Origin of the sequence: Pseudomonas californiensis (assembly GCF_021147775.1) — a bacterium.
Lineage (GTDB): Bacteria > Pseudomonadota > Gammaproteobacteria > Pseudomonadales > Pseudomonadaceae > Aquipseudomonas > Aquipseudomonas californiensis.
On sequence record NZ_JAGTPK010000019.1, the window covers coordinates 78397 to 96936 of the forward strand.

The window sequence follows — 18540 nt, forward strand, 5'->3', positions numbered from 1 at the left end:
TACGCAATTGTCGACACAATGGATCACCGCGCCCGATGAGAGGCCGATTCGGCAGGCAAACGCAAGGACGGGCTTTGATCGCTTGACCAAGCAGTGTTATTTACTATGATTGATTTTCAATCGAAATAGCCCAAATCAATGCAAAATCAATACATGCCGTGTCTGGTGCAAGCACACCCATACGCTGAATGACCAGGAGCAAAACTCATCATGGCAAACGCCGGGAAAACTCGATCTGTAACGGCCCACGTACCTGAGCAACTGGCCCAGAAGGTCGATGTGATGGCAGAGCGTCTGGAACGCTCGAAAAACTGGATCGTCAAGCAGGCTCTGTCCGCGTGGATAGAGCAGGAAGAAGAACGCAGTCGTCTGACGCGGGAGGCCTTGGCTGATGTTGATGCTGGCCGTGTCATTGACCACCAGACCGTCCAGGCCTGGGCTGAGAGTCTGAGCACAGAGACCCCGTTACCGGCGCTGCGCTGATGGAATTGAAGTGGACAAGCAAAGCCATTTCCGACCTTACCCGCTTGTATGAATTCCTGGCGGCAGTGAATCAGCCTGCCGCCGCGCGAACCGTGCAACAACTCACTGCCGCACCGTCCATGCTGTTAAGCAACCCTCGCATTGGCGAACGTCTGGAAGAGTTTGATCCACGAGATGTGCGCCGTATTCAGATCGGTCATTACGAAATGCGTTATGAGATTGCCGATTCCACGGTTTATCTGCTGCGTCTGTGGCATACCCGTGAGGATCGTTAGCGCACACGTCGCTTTGTGCGCTACAGCGCCCGATACCGCAGGCTGAAACTCAACGTTGTCGACGCTCCACGCTGCAGCAGCTCAAGCCCGGGGTGGCCCGGCAGATGGTGGGCATTGACCGGGTGGCTGACGGGTTCGAAGCAGAAGAAATCCAGCCCTGGCGGGCAGAACACCAGAAAGTACTCGCTGCCCGTGGCCTGGCAGAGCAGCTCGTAACCCAGGTCCGGCTGCTGGATGACGCTGTGGCCGTCCCATTCGGTAAAGCCGTTGTCCAGCCGGGTATCGGGCAGGGCATTGCCCCGCGAAAAATCCCATTCGTCAGGCAGGTCCTGCAGTCGAGTGGGCAAGCCTGTTTCGTCGGTCAGCCAGACTTTTGCGGCCCTGGCCTGCAAGCGGGTATGCGCGGTGCGCGGCAGGTAAGGGTGCAGGCCCAGCCCTTGCCAGACCGCACGCTCATCCAGGTGCGTGGTGCTCAGCTCGATGCCCAGCGTGCCCTCGTTCAAGGTGTAGCGCAGCTGGGCGCGATAGGCGAACGGTGTCTGGCTGTCGAGTTGCAGACAGAGCTGCGCGTGCGTGTGCTCGACAACTGTCCACGGTTGTTGCCAGGCGCTGCCATGGATCGGCAGCGCGTCATTGGCGCTGTTGGCCGTCAGTGCCAGCCAGCCGTCCGGCGTGTCGAAGCCGCCATTGCCGATCCGGTTCGACCAGGGCGCCAGTGGGTAACAGGCCAGTCGCCTCGGCGTCCCTGCCGCCAGTGCCTCGTCATTGCTGGGACGCAGCAGCGGCTGGCCAGTCTGCACGACCGTCCAGTTGACGATACTGGCGCCGGTACCGGGGGCGACTGTCAGGCGGGTCAAACCATCTTCAAGGGTCAGCACGTTTGCAAGCATGGGGCAGGACCTTTTCTGAGTGCTGCGAGGTGGAAGAGGGCGCCGGTGGCACCGCGCGGCGCCATGTCAGCAGGACAATGCCACTGACCACAATCAACCCGCCGATGACCTGACCACTGCTGAGCAGCTGGTCCAGGATCAGCCAGCCGAACAGCAGGCTCGCCACCGGCTCGATGTTCATCACCGGCGCGTTGCGGGCGATGTCCAGACGCGCCATGCAGATGAACAGCAGCGAAAAACCGACGCCGTACAGCAGCACCAGGCTGGCCAGCGCGGTCCAGCCGATGCGACTGGCCGGCAGATCAACGCCGCCGGGCAATAGGCCGCTGACGCCGGCCACTGCGGCAGCGATGAAAACCACGACCATGGTCAGCATGCTGCGCACGGTGCCACGCATGCCAGACAGCTTGTTGTCGGTGATCCACAGCGCAAAGGCGAACACCACCGCTGCGGTAAAGGCATATGCAATGCCTTCCAGCCACTGCGGTTCGCTGCTGCCGGGGTTCGACAGGCGATGCGGCACGTCCAGCGCGAGGACCAGACCGAACAGAATCAGCCCCATCAGGGACGCGGCGCGTTTTGTCGGTGCGGCACCGCCCAGCGCCCAGGTCAGCAACGCCAGCAGGATGGGCGAGACATTGACCACCAGCAGCGCCAGCGCCACCGGAATACGCGCCACGGCCGAATAAATGCAGAAGCTCTGGGTCGCGATCAGCAGCCCCAGCAGCAATTGCCAGCGCCAGGTGCTGGCCGGAAGGTTGAGTTTTTCGCGCTGCCACAGCACCAGGCTGACCAGCACCAACAGGGTGACGCCGGAACGGCAGAGGATGGCCAGCAGCAGGCCGGTGTCATGGTCAAAGGCAATTCGCGCAGCGATGTGGTTGCCAGCGAACGAGCAGGCCAGCAGCGCCAGGATCAGTACGGCGATGTGGCGGGGAAACAGGGCAGGGGCGGACATGCGAAACCAGCCTCCTTGGCTGGAAAACGAAGAGGGCGTGCCGAGGCCCTTGCAGCGCAGTTGACTGCGCCGCAAGGGGTCGACAGCAGAGTATTGCTTAAAGCACGACGCTTGGCAGCCACAGCGAAATGGCAGGCACGTAAGTGACCAGCATCAATACCGCGAACAGTGCAACGTAGAACGGCAACAGCGCTTTTACGGTGGCTTCGATGGTGACCTTGCCGACCGCAGCACCGACGAACAGTACTGCACCCACCGGCGGCGTGATGAGGCCGATCCCCAGGTTGACCAGCATGATCATGCCGAAGTGCACCGGGTCGACGCCTACCCCCGCCACGACCGGCAGCAGGATCGGTGTCAGGATCAGGATCAGCGGCGCCATGTCCATCACGGTACCCAGCAGCAGCAACATGACGTTGATGCACATCAGGATCACGTAGCGGTTGTCCGACAGGGTCAGAAACGCGGTGGTGATCTTCATCGGGATTTCCATCAGCGTCAGGATGTAACCGAAGCTGGCGGCAAAACCGATCAGGATCATCACGATGGAAATGGTACGGGCTGCCCGGTGCATCAGCTTGGGCAGGTCGCGCCATTTGTAGTCGCGGTAGATGAACATGGTGACGAAGAACGACCAGACCACGGCGATGGCCGCCGACTCGGTCGCAGTGAAAATACCCGACAGAATACCGCCGAGGATGATCACCATGGCCATCAGGCCCCAGAGTGCTTCAGCAGCGATCTTGAGCGCCTGACGCAGCGGAATGACTTCGCCCTTGGGGTAGTTGCGTTTGCGCGCAAAGATCATGCACAGGCCCATCATCACGGCACTGAGCAACAGGCCGGGACCAATGCCCGCCATGAACAGCGATGCGATGGAAACCGTGCCGCCAGCGGCCAGCGAGTAGAGCACCGAGTTGTGGCTTGGCGGGGTCAGCAGCGCTTGCACCGAGCCGCTGACGGTCACTGCCGTGGAGTATTCACGCGGGTAGCCGGCGCGCTCCATTTCCGGGATCAGAACCGAGCCCACCGACGCGGTATCGGCCACGGACGAACCGGAAATCGCGCCGAAAAAGGTCGACGCGACGATGTTCACCAGCGACAGGCCGCCGCGTACGAAGCCGACCAGTACGGCTGCGAACGCTACCAGCCGTCGCGACATGCCGCCTTCGGCCATGATTGCCCCGGCGAGGACGAAAAACGGAATCGCCAACAGTGAAAACTTGTTCACGCCGCCTGCGATCTGAATCATCAGTGCGTCGGCGGGAATATCAATCCACCAGGCACCGACCAGCGCCGACAGACCCAGTGCGTAAGCGACCGGCATGCCGATGAGGATCAATGCGATAAAGCTGCCCAGCAGTACTAATGCGTCCATTTATGCGGCACCTTCGCTTTCTTCTATAACGTCGAACCGCATCACGGCACGTTGGCTCTGGTCACCCAGAAACAGCCTTTCGAGCACGAATATCAGGGTCACCACGCCGCCAATCGGAATCGGCAGGTAAGAGATGCCCACGCGCAGGAACGGCAATTCGCCAATGAACTGATTCCAGGTGGTGGCGCAGAGCTTGAAGCCCTTGAAGATCATGAACAGAGCGACGGTCGCCATCAGGATCTGCACGGCCAGTGCGGCCAGCTTGCGTGCCTGAAGAGGCAGGCGGTCGACGGCCATGGACACCGCCATGTGCGCGCCGGCACGGTAACTGGCGGCCGCGCCGAAGAAGGTAAAAACCACCATCAACAGAATGGCGGTGGGTTCCGGCCAGCTGGAACCGCTGCCCAGAACATAACGGGCAAAGATGCCCCAAGGGATGATCAGAGTCATGATCAGAATCGACAGACCCGCGATCCCGACACAGACGCGATAAAGCGTGTCGTTGATGCGCAATAGCGTATTTTTCATGGAGGCTCACCACAGCGGCGGCGAACGAGCATGCGCTCGCCCCCGCGGCGTTATCGGACAGTCTTATTGGGCTGCTTGAGTTTTTGCCGTCAGCGCAGGATCGGTCTGAACCGCTTCGATGCGGGTGATCAGATCCTTGTAAGGCGCGCCGTACTTGTCACGCACCTTTTGAGTGGCGTCATAGAAGGCTTTTTTCTGCTCAGGCGTGAGGGTGATGAATTCCACACCGGCAGCCTTGAGCTTGGCCTCGGCCTCGGCGGACGATTTGTCCCACAGAACACGCTCTTCCATCTGCGCTTCACGCGCCAGCTTTTTCACCAGAGCCTGTTGCTCGGGTTTGAGCTTTTCCCAGGTAGTTTTGGCCATCACCACCGGCTCCGGCAGGATCAGGTGTTCGGTCACGGTGTAGAACTTGGCGTTCTGGTAGTGGTTGTGCTGATAGTAGGTCGGCGGGTTGTTTTCTGCGCCGTCGATCACGCCGGTCTGCAGGGCGCTGAAGATCTCGCCGGTGGCCATGGCGATGCCGTTACCGCCCATGTCGTTAATGGTGTCGATGAACACCGGGTTGCCCTGAACGCGGATCTTCATGCCTTTGAGGTCAGCAATGCTGCGCACGGGCTTCTTGGTGTACAGGTTGCGTGTACCGCCATCCATCCAGGCCAGCGCGACCATGTTGAAGTTGGAGTTGGAGATCTTGTCGAGCATCTCCTGGCCAATTTCGCCGTCGATGACTGTGCGCATGTGTGCCTGATCGCGGAACACGAATGGCAGGTTGAACGCGTTGACGTCCGGTACCACCGGGCCGACGATGCCGAGGCTGACGCGGGTCATCTGTACAGCGCCGCTCTGGACCTGCTCGACGACTTCTTTCTCGGAACCGAGCACGCCGCCTGCGTACATCTTGAAGCTGATCTCGCCCTTGCTCTGCTCTTCGAGTTTTTTGCCCATGTTCTGTTCGGCCACGACCGGCGCGTAGCCCGCAGGGTGAACTTCGGCGAACTTGATCTTGACCTCTGCCTGGGCAATGCCCGACACGCAGAAGGCGAATGGAAGTGCAGCGATGAGAAGTGTGCGTTTGAAATCCATGGATGTCTCCGATTTTGTTTTTTTTGGTCGGTGCTATGGGGTTTCAGTGTTGCGGTATCAGTGCTGTATCAGTATTGGAACAAGGGCTCCTCCAGGCCCTGGACGCCAGGCCGCAGAGCGAACACACCACCGGCGAGTGGTTGATCGCTGAGGTCGCCACCGGGACGAATGGACGTCACGAACAGGGTGTCCAGATTTGGCCCGCCAAAGGCAAACATGGCGGGTTTTTTCACCGGCACGACCAGCGAACGGTCCAGCTTGCCCTGAGGGGTGAAGCGGTGGATCAGTCCGGCGTCGTTGCCGCAGATCCAGTAGCAGCCATCAACATCGATGGCGGCACCATCGGGACGCCCCAGATGGTGATTCATGTCCACGAACAGGCGGCGATTGCTCGGTGTTCCGCTGTCTGTGTCGTAATCGAAAGCCCAGATTTTCTGCACATCGGGGTGCGAATCGGACAGGTACATGATCTTGCCGTCCGGGCTGAACGCCAGGCCGTTCGGCACTATGAAACCGCTGAGTTGCGGGTCGAGTGTCTGCTGGCCGGCGCTGTAGCGATACATCGCGCCCACCACGGCACCGGCGGCCATGTCCATCAGCATGGTGCCTGCCCAGAAACGTCCCTGCCGGTCGCAGCGGCCGTCGTTGAAGCGCATGCCCGGCTGAGCATGGCTGACCTCGACCAGAGGTTCGCTGTTCAGGCTGTCTTGATGAGCATCGGACTGCAGACGAAACAGTCCGCTTTCCATGCCTGCGATCCAGCCACCCGTGCCGTCGGCTGCAATACAGGCCAGCATCTGCGGCGCTTTCCAGCTGCACGTGCTTTGATCACTGGCAAGCCAGCGGTGCAGACGGCCCGCCGGGATGTCCACCCAGTACAGTGCTTGCTCGCGTACGCTCCAGACCGGGCTTTCGCCCGTGGCGTTCTGTGCATCCAGAATCAGTTCGGCATCCATGACGGTATGTGTCTCCAGGGTTCGGCCAGGGGTTAACGGGTTTATTCGTCGCCGAAAGGGCCTGAGGCCACAAAGGCACCGCCCTGATAGACCATTGCCGGATCGTTGGCAGGAGGCATCGGTTGGTCTTCGACCTTGGCGCGGAACACTTCCGAGCTGTCTTTGGGGCTGTAACCCAGATCGCTGGCCAGACGGTTGTCCCACCACACGGTCTTGTTGTCAGACACGCCGTACACCACGGTGTGGCCTACGTTTGGCGTGTACAGAGCGCGCTCGATCAGTTGGGTCAGGTCATCGAAACTGAGCCAGGTGCTCATCATTCGACGGTTCTGCGGTTCAGGGAACGACGACCCGATACGGATGCTTACGGTTTCGATGCCGTAGCGATCGAAGTAAAAACTGGCCATGTCTTCGCCATAGGACTTGGACAGGCCGTAATAGCTGTCCGGACGACGCGGTGAATGTGCGTCGATGGTTTCGTCCTGGGTGTAGAACCCGATCACATGGTTGGAGCTGGCGAAGATCACGCGCTTCACGCCATGACGACGCGCAGCTTCGTAGATATGGAACACGCCACAGATATTGGCGCCGAGGATTTCTTCGAATGGGCGCTCGACCGACACTCCGCCGAAATGGAGGATGGCATCCACACCGTCGACCAGTGCGTGCACGGCGTTTTTATCGGCCAGATCACAGACCTGCACTTCTTCGTGGCTGTCGGCCGCCGGGTCCATGTCGGCAATATCAGAAAGACGAATGATGTTTGCGTAAGGGCGCAATTTCTCGCGCAGTACCTTGCCCAGGCCACCTGCCGCACCTGTCAGCAGGAGGCGATTGAAGGGATTTTGGGTGGTGTGAGCCGATGCCATGAGGAATGTCCTGATTGTTATTTTTTGTCATCTGTTGTCGTATGACTTACCGGATTATCGGCACCCCATACGCTGATTGTCAACGCGGCCAAAGTATAAAATTCGCCTTGCGACGAACCGTTGGCAGGATCGTTGCGCAGGCCCTGGCTCGCGGTTTGGCGAACCAGGGCCGGGTGCGTCAGAGCAACGACAACGGGTAGCTGATGAAGATGCGGTTCTCGTCGAATTCGTTGGTGCTGAAGTCGCGACGTATGCTGGAATTGCGCCATTTGACGTTCAGGCTTTTGAACGTGCCGCTTTGTACGGTATAGGCCAGTTCCGATTCGCGGCCCCATTCCTTGCCGTCGGTGATGTTGCCGGTGTGTACGTTATCGCCGCTGATGTAGCGGTTCATCAACGTCAGACCCGGCACCCCGAGTGCGGCAAAGTTATAGTCGTGACGCAGCTGCCAGGACTTCTCCTTGGCGTTGTCATAACTGGCGTTGTAACTGTCGTTGGCCAGGGTCCCGCCGCTGGTGCCGTTGACGCGCATCCAGGCCGTGTCGCCGCTGAGTTTCTGCAGGCCGACGTAGAACGTGCTGCCGCCGTATTTGGCCGACAGCAAGGCGAAGGCGGTCTTGTTGTCCAGGTCGCCGGCCAGCTTGTTGCCGTCTTCCTTGCCGATGAAATAGCCCAGGTTGGCGCCCAGGGTCCAGTCGCCGATCGGCTGGCTGTGCAGGAGGTTGAAGAACTGCTGTTGGTAGATGTCCTGCAGCTCCGAGTACCAGACGCCGACCTGAGTGCGCTTGTCATTGAAGACGTATTCGCCACCGCCAAAGTTGAAACGATCAGAGGTAAACGCGCCCCGGCCGTTCATCGACATGTCTTCCATGCTGGCGTCGTTACGCGGGCTGTTGCCGCGGAACTGGCCGCCGTAGAGCGTCAGGCCGTCGATTTCCTTGGACGTCACCTGCCCGCCGCGGAAGGTTTGCGGCAGCGAACGGCCGTCATCCGAGCGCAGGATCGGCAGCACCGGCATCCACTCGCCCACTTTCAGTTCAGTCTTGGAAAACCGTGCCTTGCCCGCTACGCCCAGACGCCCGAAGTCATCGGCTGGACGCCCGTCGCTGTGGATCGGCAGCAACTGCGTGCCGCCGGTACCGCGACCACCATCGAGCTTGACCGAGTACAGCCCCAGTACATCGACCCCGAAACCCACCACGCCCTGAGTGAACCCGGACTTGGCGTCGAGAATGAAGCTTTGTGTCCACTCTTCGGCCTTGCTTTGTGGCGCCGCACTGCTGGGGTAAGCCGGGTTGGTGAAGTTACGGTTGAAGTACGCATTACGCAGGGTAAGCGTGGCTTTGGTGTCGTCCACGAAACCCTCGGCCATGCCGAGCATCGGGAACAGCAGCGTCATGCTGCCAACGCCCAACAGTACGCGTGAACGGGTGGTGTGAGATGTCATTATTGTTGTGCTCCCTTTTTAACGAAACTGTCCTCTTTTCTGGCTCTGAACCGCTTGCAGCCGACTACTTCGAGGATTATGTGATGCCCGTTGCCGGGCATGGCCTCGGCCGAAAGACGGCCGAGTACCGCTCGCCGAACTTCAGCGAAATTTATAAATCAGGAAGGGTGTCAGGTACTGCGAACGGACAAACCATGAGGCACCAGCCACAGCCGGTAACGTTTCGATAATGGGTAGAGCAGACGTGCAGACGCGAGTCTTCATGTGAACAGGCCCCGATGTTGTTTTTATTGTTGGCGTCATAGGTTGTCGTACAACTTCGCGGATTATTTACAGGCTGCACAGGGTTTGTCAACGCACCATTAGTCGAGACTTTTGCCACTTCAACGCGCTCGCCAGCTCTGGAAATGGCCGCAGGGCAATGGGAATGAACGCTGCAGGCTGGCTCACAGTCCACCAGACACCCCATTCCTTTTTTTGGAGCGTGTTAAATGAATCGTTTCACCCAGAAAGTCGTTGTGGTCACAGGCGCCGGTTCCGGGATTGGCGAAGCCACTGCCATTCGCTTTGCTGAAGAAGGTGCTCAGGTCGTGCTGGTCGGCCGCAATCACGACAAGCTTGCCAGGGTGGCCGAAAAACTGGCGGGCGAAGGGCATTTCACAAGGGCTACCGACGTAGCGGACTTGCACGACGTCGAAGAGCTTTTCAAAGAGGTGGCGGCTCGTTTCGGCCGTCTGGACGTGCTGGTCAACAACGCAGGCATCGTCAAGTCCGGCAAGATTACCGAATCTTCCGTCGACGACTGGAGAGCGCTGATGTCGGTGGACCTGGACGGCGTGTTCTATTGCACCCGCACCGCCATGCCCGCGCTGATCGCCAGCAAGGGCAGCATCATCAACGTGTCGTCGGTGTCCGGCCTGGGCGGTGACTGGGGCATGAGTTTCTACAATGCGGCCAAGGGCGCGATCACCAATTTCACCCGTGCGCTGGCCATGGACCATGGTGCGGACGGGGTGCGCGTGAATGCGGTCTGCCCGTCGTTGACGCGCAGCGAGTTGACGCAGGACATGTTCGACGATGAGGGACTGATGGCCAAATTCAAGGAGCGCATTGCGCTGGGCCGTCATGCCGAACCCGAAGACGTTGGCGATGTGATCGCCTTTCTGGCCAGCGACGACGCGAGGTTTATCACCGGGGTCAACTTGCCGGTAGATGGTGGTCTGTCGGCTTCCAATGGTCAGCCTCCCCAGGCCTGACAGCGCCCCATGGCCTGGATCGAGAGGCCAGGCTGAGCGTTTGTACAGCTGTCGAAAAACGCTGAATGCCGTTGTGTGGTTCGCACGTGAAGCACACGACGGTGCAGGCGTAACGCAGCTGAAACAGTATTGACCGCTCATCGTCAGACAGGGCCTGCCGCTTGAAGCGGTGCCACACTGTTGGGCGATGGCACCCTGCGTACTGATGCGCTAACAGCCTGATTCCCACGGGTTTCCTGCAGTCTTCAGGGACTGATACCACCTTGTCCCTTTTGTTTGGATCGACCGCTGCGAGCCTGGCTCACGGGCGGTAGCCATGCCTGAAAAACCCTACAGTACGCACACGCATCCGCAATCGATATTGCTCAGTAGTCCAGCGCGTCTGTGCCGTGCTCAGCGCTGACTGGCTGGAGGAAATGGTCGCCTTGGCCCTGCAGCCCGGTGTTGGTGCCGTTGGTGCACGGTTGTGGTTTGCAGATGACCGGCTGCAACACCGTGGCGTTATTCTGGGCGTAGGCGGCATTGCCAACCATGCGCACAAGTTTCTGCCCAGGCGAGTATGGTTATTTTGGGCGTGCGGTACTGACTCAGGAGTTCTCTGCCGTTACTGCGGCCTGTCTGGTCATTCGCAGGTCCGTGTTTGAGCAGGTCGGTGGCCTTGATGAAGTGCACCTCAAGGTTGCGTTCAACGATGTGGATTTCTGTTTGCGTGTCCGTGAGGCGCGGTACGTCAACGTCTGGACGCCTTATGCAGAGTTGTATCACCACGAATCGGCCACGCGCGGCTTGAGGATTCACCGCAAAAGCAGGCACGCTTCAACAGCGAAGTGGCTTATATGGCCCACCGCTGGCCATTGATCAAACGCGACTGTGCCTACAATCCGAACCTGACACTGGAGCACATGGATTTCGGCCTGGCGTGGCCGCCACGCGTCGATGAATAGACGGAGCGAGGCGCTGGTTTGCCCCGCGTCATTGCGCTGAGCTCCAGAGGCCAGCATTCGCCGATCTGTTGCTGTCCAGACGCTGAAAAATGCAGAGTGCTGCAAACACGACTGAGTCACTGACATTCTGTTCAGGAGTTCTCGTATTGAAACAACCACGAACAGCGGCCTATGCCTGCGTGGCTTGAATACACCTTCCCGAAGAGACCGCTTGCTTTATAAATACAGTGGATAAGCTACAGTCAAGTGCAGGTGCCGATAACATATCAGTGTGCTGCAAGTAGTGCTTGTCCAGAACTGTTACACCTGTATCAACCTTGAAACAGTGTCGCGTTACAGGCAGTGTCCAGTATAAAACGGTGCAGCGATAACGGTACTGTCCGTTTGATTTTCCGCCTGCGTCAAATACTCATTCCTTTGTCGAACTGACCCCATGAATACACGCTCTGAAATCGATATTTCGGGCCTGAGGTGTTATGACAAAACTGTCGATGATGTCACCTATTGTGTTCCGCGCGGTATTACCCGAGAAGCCCGGGGCCGCGTCTGGATCGTCCGTGTCCTGAAAAACAAACGTGTCCAGGTATATGCCCGCTTCACGGATCTGCGCTTTGGCGGTCACCGTCTGGCCTTGCAGGCAGCCATCATTCACCTGCTCCACAGTGGTCATGGCTGGCGGTGCGACGACATCCTTCAACTGGACGAACACACCACTGTGCATTGGCGAAAACGCAGTGGCGTGGGCCTTTGCGCCGTGGCCTATGTCACTCGACAGGGCCCCGGGCGGGGTGAAACGTTCTTCTTGTCCACCTATAAGCGAGTGGCGAGCGGCCGAGGGTTGGAGAAATTCAATACCCGCGTAGTAGAAGTACTTGAGCGTGCATATGAAGCGCAACACGGCGTGTCAGCAATCCCTTATTCCATACAAAAGAAGATCCGTCAGGAGGCCGTCAATTTACTGGAGAGCGGCACTTTTCAGGTCTTTCTCGACGCGGGGAAAAGAAAGGCAGATCAGATTGCCGTCACAGAATATATAGAGCGTTTGTAGCGTTGTGTATTCGATTGATTACCCGAAAATGACAAGCAGATCAGAGGGTGCGACCTTATGTCGCGTGCGGTGAGAAGGACGTATAAGCGTGCGCTGGGTTTCTTCAGTATTATCAATAAAACGCTGATTGGATCCATGTAAGAGATTGCAGGCACTGTATTTTAATCAGAAAACAATCAATCGAAGAGTGATGGCTTATTGCCGTTCCGGGAAAGCTTCCTATGTAGTGGCCAATTGGAATCCAAACTAACGCTTGAAAAAGTATTTGGGAATGATGATAATGCGCGTCTTTAGAGTTCGCGCTTTTCCATCCAGGCGGTCACTGCTCGGGATACCCGTTGCGTATGATTGACATCATGTAACGGGCCTCAAGCAATAGGTGAACAGGGAAAATCTTTCTGAACTAGTTGAACTTATTGCCATTTTTAAGTTCTTTCTCGGCAGAAAGGTTGGTATTAAATTGCCACATGGCGTGCAACTAACCCGCGGAGAAGATAGGGTTGCGGACATTCGTTTCGTGACACAGGCCTGTGTGCAGGTCTGCGTTGGAAGCAGGAATTGTTCAATGAATCCTCTTGTATCGTTTCGTATCGAACCGGAGCTGTCTGCAAGCCTGCAGTCATTGATGACGCGCACCGGGCAGAAACGCTCCTGTCTTATTAACAAGGCCCTGGCCCATTATCTCGAGCACCAGCGCGTGCAAACCGAGTTGATTCACGAAGGTTTGGCGGATGCCCAGGCAGGCAACCTCATCAATCTTCAAGAGATCGAACGTAAATGGGGGCATGATCCATGCTTAGACTGACGCGTAAGGCGAGTGATGACCTCGACAATATTTTCGAGCATTACAAAGGCCTGGTCGGCATTGAGCAGGCCAAGACAATCGTCCATGACGTGGTGACCGAGAGCAAAGTGCTTGATGGCTCTCTGCGCGTGGACAGCAGGCCTACCGAGGTAGCGTCTGTCAGGGAGCTTGAGCTGAAACGCTGGCCTTTCCTGACCACCTACCATGTAACATCCGGTGCTATCGAGATTCTTCGATTTCTCCACCTGAACGGCCAGCCCATCAATCAGTCTGTTTATCGTGAACCGATAACAGTGGTTGCGTCGGATGTTGATGTTTCCGATTTGCGTTGTTACGACAAACTGATCAATGGTCTGACCTATCGTGTACCGCGCTGTATCAACCGGGAGGGGAACTGCAATACCTGGATGGTTCGAATCGTGCGTGACAAACAGGTCGTGCTACAGGAACGCTTCAGCGACGCGGCTTTTGGCGGTACATTGCGAGCGCTTGAAGCGGCCGTTATCCATCTCAAGCACAGCGGGCATATGCGGTTGGGCTGCGAAGTGCTGCAACTGGACGAGCGAGCGGTCGTGCATTGGCGCAAGCGCAGTGGCGCGGGTTTGTGTGCCGTCTCCTATGTGTCCAGCAACAAGCAGGACCGTGGCGAAACGTTTTTTGTTTCCACATACAAACGTGTTGAGAGCGGTAAGGGCATAGAAAAGCTGCGCGCCAAGCTGATCGAGACGCTGGTGTGCTCTTATCGTATGGAACATGGCGATTCAGCGATTACCGAGGCAACTCGCATAACGTTAAGCCGCAAAGTTGATCAGCTGTTGCAAGGGGACGACTTTCGAATGTTTCTTGCGTCTGGCAAAAAGAAGGCTGATCAGATCGCTATCGACGCCTATAAAAGCGCATTGGCCTGAGCTTATAAAGCACGGCCCGACCCAGCGGCCATCAGAGAGACTCACGGCGAAATGAAGCCTGAAGCCCAAAAGGCTTCAGGCTTCTTTCGTTCAGATCCGGAAGTGGCTGACCATCGTTTGCAGCTGGCCACCCAGGCGCGCGAGTTCGACGCTGGACGCGGCGGTTTCTTCGCTGGCCGAGGCGGTTTGTTCAGACACATCACGCACGTTGACGATGCTGCGACTGATTTCTTCAGCTACGGCGCTCTGCTCTTCGGCAGCCGCTGCGATCTGCTGGTTCATGGCCTGAATGTTGGACACGGTCTGGGTGATACTGCTCAGCGAAGTGCCCGCCTTGCGGCTCAGTTGCACGCTGCTGACGGTTAGTTCGCGGCTGCTGAGCATGATCGACGACACCTGACGGGTGCCGTTCTGCAGTGCAGCGACCAGGTTTTCGATTTCCTCAGTGGACTGTTGAGTGCGCTGTGCCAGACCACGCACCTCGTCGGCCACTACCGCAAAACCACGCCCGGCTTCACCGGCACGTGCCGCTTCGATGGCCGCGTTGAGGGCCAGCAGATTGGTCTGCTCGGCCACGGCCTTGATCACGTCCATGACCTTGCCGATCTTGTCGCTTTCCTGCTCCAGCAACGTCATCGCGTCGGTAGAACGCAGAACCTCGGCAGCCAGGCGCTCGATCTGGACGATCGCTTCACCGACGACCTTGTCGCCCTCGCGGGCCTCCTTGTCCGCGGTAGAAGCTGCTTCGGAGGCCTGTTCAGCGTTACGTGCCACTTCTGCCACAGTCGCTGACATCTCGTGCATGGCGGTGGCCACCTGGTCGGTTTCAACCTTCTGGCTGTTGACGCCGGCGCTGGTCTGTTCGGTCACGGCCGACAGCTCTTCGGCCGCACTGGCGATCTGTACGACGCTGTCGCGGATCCCGCCGATCAGTTCGCGCAAGGTGCTGCCCATGCGTTGAATACCCTGTTGCAGAACGCCGAGCTCGTCACGACGGGTCACGACCATGGTCTGCGACAGGTCGCCCGACGCGATCCGGTCAACCACTGCCATGGTTTCCTGCAGCGGACGAGTGATCTGGCGGGTGATGATCACGGCAGCGATCACGCCCAGAATCATGGCCAGCAAGGTGCAGCCAATCTGCATGTTGCGCGCCTGGACGCTTTCCTGGTCACGACGATCCAGTTGCAGCTGGTACATGGCTTCGCTGAGTTTGACGATGTCCTGACCCTGTACGGTCATTTCCTTGCGAGCCTGTGCAATGTCGGCACTGGCGTTCTTGAAGTTCTGCAGTGTGGTGCGGTAGGTCAGCAGGTAGGCTTCCAGTTGCTTGAGCGCATCTGCCTGAGTGCCACTGAAGGTCGATTTCAGTATGTCCAGGTTCTTGATGGTATCGTCCAGCTTGCGTACGGCGGACTGCTCGTTTTCAGGCGTGAGATCCGTGAGGTAGCCGCGCACTTCATAGCGCGTCTGCATCAGGTTTTCCTTGGCATTGGCGATCAGCTCGAATTGCGAGAAACGGGTCTCGTCGGTCGCTTCCAGCTTCTTCACATCAGCCATGATCCGATCCAGCATTTCGGTGGCTTTGATGGCATTGGCCGTCAGGTCCTTACGCAGTGCGGAACTGGCTTTGTAGCCGCTGCGCATGTTGTTCAGGGATTTCTGATAATCAGCGATGACCGCCCCCAACTGCTGCAGCATTTTGACGTTTTCAGGGCTTTTGAACGAAGTCAGCAGCTTTTCCTGATAGGCCTTGAACCCGTCCAGCGAAACCTGGACGGTGTCGGCTACCTTTTCGTCGCCATCGGCAACCATGTATTGCAGGCGCGTGACCCTCAGTTTGGTCAATTGGGAGTTGAGTGAGGTGATGTCACTCATCCAGTTGCTGCGATCAATCAAGCCGCTCATGCTGGTCCAGCCAGTCAGGGCAAGAATGGCAGTAAAAACAAGTACCAGGCCAAAGCCCAGTGCCAGCTTCATATTGACGCTGATGTTTGCAAACCAGCTGTTCATTGAGGCGCTCCAGAAACAACTCATAAAATTACGACCTCTGGAGGATTAACGTCGAACATTACCGCAGAGGCATGGGTACAGACACTATCGGCCGCCTTGCGCCAAGCTGAAATAAAAAAACAAATAAATTCAAAAAGCGTATTGGCGGCTTTCGCCGCACACGTGGAATGCTTATAAAGGCGTGCCGATAAGGCGGGGACACAACGTATTCACGTCATTAAATACACGCCAGAATGCTGTCTATACTGCGGCGATGAACTGCGCTTCCCAATGAGAGCAAAGAGCGTTTAACTGTATTCATTGTCCCCAATTAAAAGTTGCCCTCTCCAGGGCTCAACCTTCTGTGTGTGTCGTGAAGAGGCTGTAATGAATTTAAAGTTTCGCCACAAGATTCTCCTGGCGGCGTCAGGTGTCGTTGTTTTGGCTTTTGCGCTGTTCACGCTGTATAACGATTATCTGCAGCGCACGACGATCCATCAGAACCTTGAATCTTCCGTGAGCCAGGCGGGGCAACTGACCGCCAGCAGCGTTCAGAACTGGTTGAGCGGCCGCATTCTGGTCCTGGAGAACCTGACCCAGGACGTCGCCTATCAGGGCGTTGGGTCTGACCTGAGTGGACTGGTTTCACAGACATCGCTGGTCTCGACCTTTCAATTCACCTATGTCGGCGACAGCAAGGGTACGTTTACCCAGCGGCCCGACGTGGCAATGCCGGCCGGCTACGATCCTCGTCAGCGGCCCTGGTACAAATCCACCGTCGAGGCTGGCAAGACCATCCTCAGCGCGCCGTATCTGGCGTCGGTCGGTGGGCTGGTCGTGACCATTGCCAGCCCGATCAAGAGCGGTGGCCAGGTGAGCGGCGTGGTCGGCGGTGACCTCAGCCTCGACACGCTGGTGAAGATCATCAACTCGGTAGAGTTCGGCGGCCTGGGCTATGCCTTTCTGGTCAGCGGCGATGGCCAGATCATCGTCAGCCCCGACAAGAATCAGGTCATGAAAAACCTCAAGGACATTTACCCGGGACAGACGCTGAGCCTGGACGGACGCCTGCGTGAAGTCACCCTCGATGGCCAGCAGCGCCTGCTGTCGTTTACCCCGATCACGGGCTTGCCTTCTGCAGACTGGTACATCGGTTTGTCGATCGACAAGGACAAGGCTTATGCGCCGCTAAGTCAGTTCCGCAGCTCTGCGATCGTTGCCGTGTTGATTGCGGTTACGGTGATTGCCCTGCTGCTGAGCCTGCTTATCCGGGCGCTGATGCGGCCATTGACCGACATGGGTCGTGCCATGCAGGACATCGCTCAGGGTGAAGGCGACCTGACCCGCCGCCTGAGCATTCAGGGTCGCGATGAGTTCGCTGATCTGGGTGGCTCGTTCAATCAGTTCGTCGAGCGTGTCCACGCCTCTATCGTCGAGGTCTCTTCGGCGACGCTGCAGGTGCACGGCCTCTCTCAGCGTGTGGTGGAGTCGTCCAACGCCTCGATCATTGGCTTTGATGAGCAAAGCGCCCGTACCAACAGTGTGGCAGCAGCAATCAACGAACTGGGCGCTGCCACGCAAGAGATCGCCCGCAATGCGTCCGACGCCTCGGTCCAGGCCAGCGAGGCGCGTGCGCAAGCTCAGGATGGTCAGGCAGTGGTCGAGCAGACCATCAGCGCCATGAGTGAGTTGTCGACCAAGATCAGTGACTCCTGCACCCAGATCGAGCAGCTGAATGCCAGTACCGACAACATCGGGCAAATCCTCGACGTGATCAAAGGCATCTCGCAGCAGACCAATCTGTTGGCGCTCAACGCGGCGATCGAGGCCGCACGTGCCGGTGAAGCCGGGCGCGGTTTTGCCGTGGTGGCCGACGAGGTGCGCAACCTCGCCCACCGCACCCAGGTGTCTGCCGACGAGATCCACAACATGATCGGTGAACTGCAAACGGGCTCACACAGCGCGGTGCTGAATATGAATGCGAGCCAGGCGTCGAGCCTGGGCAGCGTGGAAGTCGCCAACCAGGCGGGCAGCCGTCTGCGTGATGTGACACGCCGTATCGGCGACATCGACGGCATGAATCAGTCCGTAGCAGCCGCTACTGAAGAACAGACCGCAGTGGTTGAAACACTCAATGTGGATATCAACCAGATCAATACGCTTAACCAACAAGGTGTTGCGAACCTTAATGAGACGCTCAAGGATTGCGCTGCACTTTCGCAGCAAGCCGGTCGTCTGAAACAGTTGGTCGCCAGTTTCAAAATTTGATGAAGGCGAACGCATCAAGTTGGCGTGAGGTATTGATTAAAGTGCCTCACGCTTTTTCGAGGTTTATATGATGCGCTCGAATGTATCCCGTAACACTGGATCCAAAACAGGATGCGGGATAACACGGTTTTGCTAATCTCTGAATAAGACGTTTTCAATTATCAATCTTATACGATGACTGACAGCCGCTGGGTTATGTGTCGAACCTTCTTGTCATCCAAGGTGTGTTTCCACAACAGTATCAAGCATGCACAAGGCATGTCCTCATCTTGGGTGCATCAATAAATCTCTGTCTGATTTCATTGATCTTTATTGAATGAATAATCAACTTTCCAGTGGTTGAAGTGACAGGGGTTGTACGCCCAAACCCCAGATTTTTTTGTTGGACTGAATGACGGCCCCCAGAAAGCTTCGTCATCCCACATCCATTCCTTCAATTATTATATCGA

16 protein-coding genes and 2 pseudogenes are annotated in these 18540 nt (G+C 57.6%); 8 read left to right on the forward strand and 10 right to left on the reverse strand.

Annotated features, from left to right (window positions below):
* Window positions 1–210: 210 nt before the first annotated feature.
* A complete protein-coding gene (locus tag KDX37_RS18755) occupies window positions 211–483 on the forward strand; it encodes a CopG family ribbon-helix-helix protein (protein ID WP_231654201.1) in 273 nt (90 codons plus the stop codon).
* Window positions 483–758, forward strand: a complete 276-nt coding sequence (locus KDX37_RS18760; RefSeq protein ID WP_231654202.1) for a type II toxin-antitoxin system RelE/ParE family toxin — start codon at window positions 483–485, stop codon at window positions 756–758. Before KDX37_RS18755 ends, KDX37_RS18760 begins: the two co-directional genes overlap by 1 nt.
* Window positions 759–778: 20 nt before the next feature.
* On the opposite strand, the gene KDX37_RS18765 is transcribed toward KDX37_RS18760, so the two are convergent.
* From KDX37_RS18765 to KDX37_RS18800, 8 genes are all read right to left on the reverse strand, one after another.
* The gene (locus KDX37_RS18765) at window positions 779–1648 is read right to left on the reverse strand and encodes an aldose 1-epimerase (protein WP_231654203.1); all 870 of its coding nucleotides are present in this window, start codon (window positions 1646–1648) and stop codon (window positions 779–781) included.
* Window positions 1623–2606, reverse strand: a complete 984-nt coding sequence (locus KDX37_RS18770) for an EamA family transporter (RefSeq protein ID WP_231654204.1) — start codon at window positions 2604–2606, stop codon at window positions 1623–1625. The genes KDX37_RS18765 and KDX37_RS18770 overlap by 26 nt, the downstream gene beginning before the upstream one ends.
* A gap of 97 nt (window positions 2607–2703) precedes the next feature.
* Entirely contained in the window at window positions 2704–3984 is a 1281-nt protein-coding gene (locus tag KDX37_RS18775) for a TRAP transporter large permease (protein WP_231654205.1), read from the reverse strand.
* Complete coding sequence (locus KDX37_RS18780) at window positions 3985–4512, reverse strand: TRAP transporter small permease (protein ID WP_231654206.1); 528 nt, start codon at window positions 4510–4512, stop codon at window positions 3985–3987.
* Window positions 4513–4575: 63 nt separating this feature from the next.
* Window positions 4576–5598, reverse strand: a complete 1023-nt coding sequence (locus tag KDX37_RS18785; RefSeq protein ID WP_231654207.1) for a TRAP transporter substrate-binding protein — start codon at window positions 5596–5598, stop codon at window positions 4576–4578.
* Window positions 5599–5666: 68 nt separating this feature from the next.
* On the reverse strand, window positions 5667–6554 hold the full coding sequence (locus KDX37_RS18790) for a glucurono-1,5-lactonase (protein WP_231654208.1): 888 nt from the start codon (window positions 6552–6554) through the stop codon (window positions 5667–5669).
* A gap of 41 nt (window positions 6555–6595) precedes the next feature.
* Window positions 6596–7423, reverse strand: a complete 828-nt coding sequence (locus KDX37_RS18795) for an NAD-dependent epimerase/dehydratase family protein (RefSeq protein ID WP_231654209.1) — start codon at window positions 7421–7423, stop codon at window positions 6596–6598.
* A 178-nt stretch (window positions 7424–7601) separates the two neighbouring features.
* Entirely contained in the window at window positions 7602–8870 is a 1269-nt protein-coding gene (locus tag KDX37_RS18800; RefSeq protein ID WP_231654210.1) for an OprD family porin, read from the reverse strand.
* Between the two features lie 491 nt (window positions 8871–9361).
* Here KDX37_RS18800 and KDX37_RS18805 point away from each other — a divergent pair, with 491 nt between their 5' ends.
* The 5 genes and pseudogenes from KDX37_RS18805 to KDX37_RS18825 all read left to right on the forward strand — a co-directional run bounded on the left by KDX37_RS18805 (window position 9362) and on the right by KDX37_RS18825 (window position 13831).
* Complete coding sequence (locus KDX37_RS18805; RefSeq protein WP_231654211.1) at window positions 9362–10126, forward strand: SDR family NAD(P)-dependent oxidoreductase; 765 nt, start codon at window positions 9362–9364, stop codon at window positions 10124–10126.
* Between the two features lie 320 nt (window positions 10127–10446).
* Window positions 10447–11070 (forward strand): annotated as a pseudogene (locus KDX37_RS18810) (glycosyltransferase family 2 protein); the annotation flags it as partial.
* A 433-nt stretch (window positions 11071–11503) separates the two neighbouring features.
* Entirely contained in the window at window positions 11504–12118 is a 615-nt protein-coding gene (locus KDX37_RS18815) for a hypothetical protein (protein WP_231654212.1), read from the forward strand.
* Window positions 12119–12683: 565 nt separating this feature from the next.
* Window positions 12684–12923, forward strand: a complete 240-nt coding sequence (locus KDX37_RS18820) for a CopG family ribbon-helix-helix protein (protein ID WP_231654213.1) — start codon at window positions 12684–12686, stop codon at window positions 12921–12923.
* Window positions 12911–13831, forward strand: a complete 921-nt coding sequence (locus KDX37_RS18825) for a type II toxin-antitoxin system RelE/ParE family toxin (RefSeq protein ID WP_231654214.1) — start codon at window positions 12911–12913, stop codon at window positions 13829–13831. Before KDX37_RS18820 ends, KDX37_RS18825 begins: the two co-directional genes overlap by 13 nt.
* 90 nt (window positions 13832–13921) lie before the next feature.
* On the opposite strand, the gene KDX37_RS29805 is transcribed toward KDX37_RS18825, so the two are convergent.
* Window positions 13922–14839: a methyl-accepting chemotaxis protein gene (locus tag KDX37_RS29805; RefSeq protein WP_406642795.1), complete on the reverse strand. Its 918-nt coding sequence runs from the start codon at window positions 14837–14839 to the stop codon at window positions 13922–13924.
* Window positions 14825–15868 (reverse strand): annotated as a pseudogene (locus KDX37_RS29810) (methyl-accepting chemotaxis protein); the annotation flags it as partial. The pseudogene KDX37_RS29810 and the gene KDX37_RS29805, both read right to left, overlap by 15 nt.
* A gap of 342 nt (window positions 15869–16210) precedes the next feature.
* Here KDX37_RS29810 and KDX37_RS18835 point away from each other — a divergent pair.
* On the forward strand, window positions 16211–18091 hold the full coding sequence (locus KDX37_RS18835) for a methyl-accepting chemotaxis protein (protein ID WP_231654216.1): 1881 nt from the start codon (window positions 16211–16213) through the stop codon (window positions 18089–18091).
* The last annotated feature ends 449 nt before the right edge of the window (window positions 18092–18540 follow it).

What these genes read in the sequence shown, in the direction of transcription:
- KDX37_RS18760 (WP_231654202.1), top strand. Translation starts at nt 483, where the DNA reads ATGGAATTGAAGTGGACAAGCAAAGCCATTTCCGACCTTACCCGCTTG.
- KDX37_RS18835 (WP_231654216.1), top strand. Translation starts at nt 16,211, where the DNA reads ATGAATTTAAAGTTTCGCCACAAGATTCTCCTGGCGGCGTCAGGTGTC.
- KDX37_RS18755 (WP_231654201.1), top strand. Translation starts at nt 211, where the DNA reads ATGGCAAACGCCGGGAAAACTCGATCTGTAACGGCCCACGTACCTGAG.
- KDX37_RS18795 (WP_231654209.1), bottom strand. Translation starts at nt 7,423, where the DNA reads ATGGCATCGGCTCACACCACCCAAAATCCCTTCAATCGCCTCCTGCTG.
- KDX37_RS18780 (WP_231654206.1), bottom strand. Translation starts at nt 4,512, where the DNA reads ATGAAAAATACGCTATTGCGCATCAACGACACGCTTTATCGCGTCTGT.
- KDX37_RS18800 (WP_231654210.1), bottom strand. Translation starts at nt 8,870, where the DNA reads ATGACATCTCACACCACCCGTTCACGCGTACTGTTGGGCGTTGGCAGC.
- KDX37_RS18775 (WP_231654205.1), bottom strand. Translation starts at nt 3,984, where the DNA reads ATGGACGCATTAGTACTGCTGGGCAGCTTTATCGCATTGATCCTCATC.
- KDX37_RS18765 (WP_231654203.1), bottom strand. Translation starts at nt 1,648, where the DNA reads ATGCTTGCAAACGTGCTGACCCTTGAAGATGGTTTGACCCGCCTGACA.
- KDX37_RS29805 (WP_406642795.1), bottom strand. Translation starts at nt 14,839, where the DNA reads ATGGTCGTGACCCGTCGTGACGAGCTCGGCGTTCTGCAACAGGGTATT.
- KDX37_RS18805 (WP_231654211.1), top strand. Translation starts at nt 9,362, where the DNA reads ATGAATCGTTTCACCCAGAAAGTCGTTGTGGTCACAGGCGCCGGTTCC.
- KDX37_RS18825 (WP_231654214.1), top strand. Translation starts at nt 12,911, where the DNA reads ATGCTTAGACTGACGCGTAAGGCGAGTGATGACCTCGACAATATTTTC.
- KDX37_RS18820 (WP_231654213.1), top strand. Translation starts at nt 12,684, where the DNA reads ATGAATCCTCTTGTATCGTTTCGTATCGAACCGGAGCTGTCTGCAAGC.
- KDX37_RS18790 (WP_231654208.1), bottom strand. Translation starts at nt 6,554, where the DNA reads ATGGATGCCGAACTGATTCTGGATGCACAGAACGCCACGGGCGAAAGC.
- KDX37_RS18815 (WP_231654212.1), top strand. Translation starts at nt 11,504, where the DNA reads ATGAATACACGCTCTGAAATCGATATTTCGGGCCTGAGGTGTTATGAC.
- KDX37_RS18785 (WP_231654207.1), bottom strand. Translation starts at nt 5,598, where the DNA reads ATGGATTTCAAACGCACACTTCTCATCGCTGCACTTCCATTCGCCTTC.
- KDX37_RS18770 (WP_231654204.1), bottom strand. Translation starts at nt 2,606, where the DNA reads ATGTCCGCCCCTGCCCTGTTTCCCCGCCACATCGCCGTACTGATCCTG.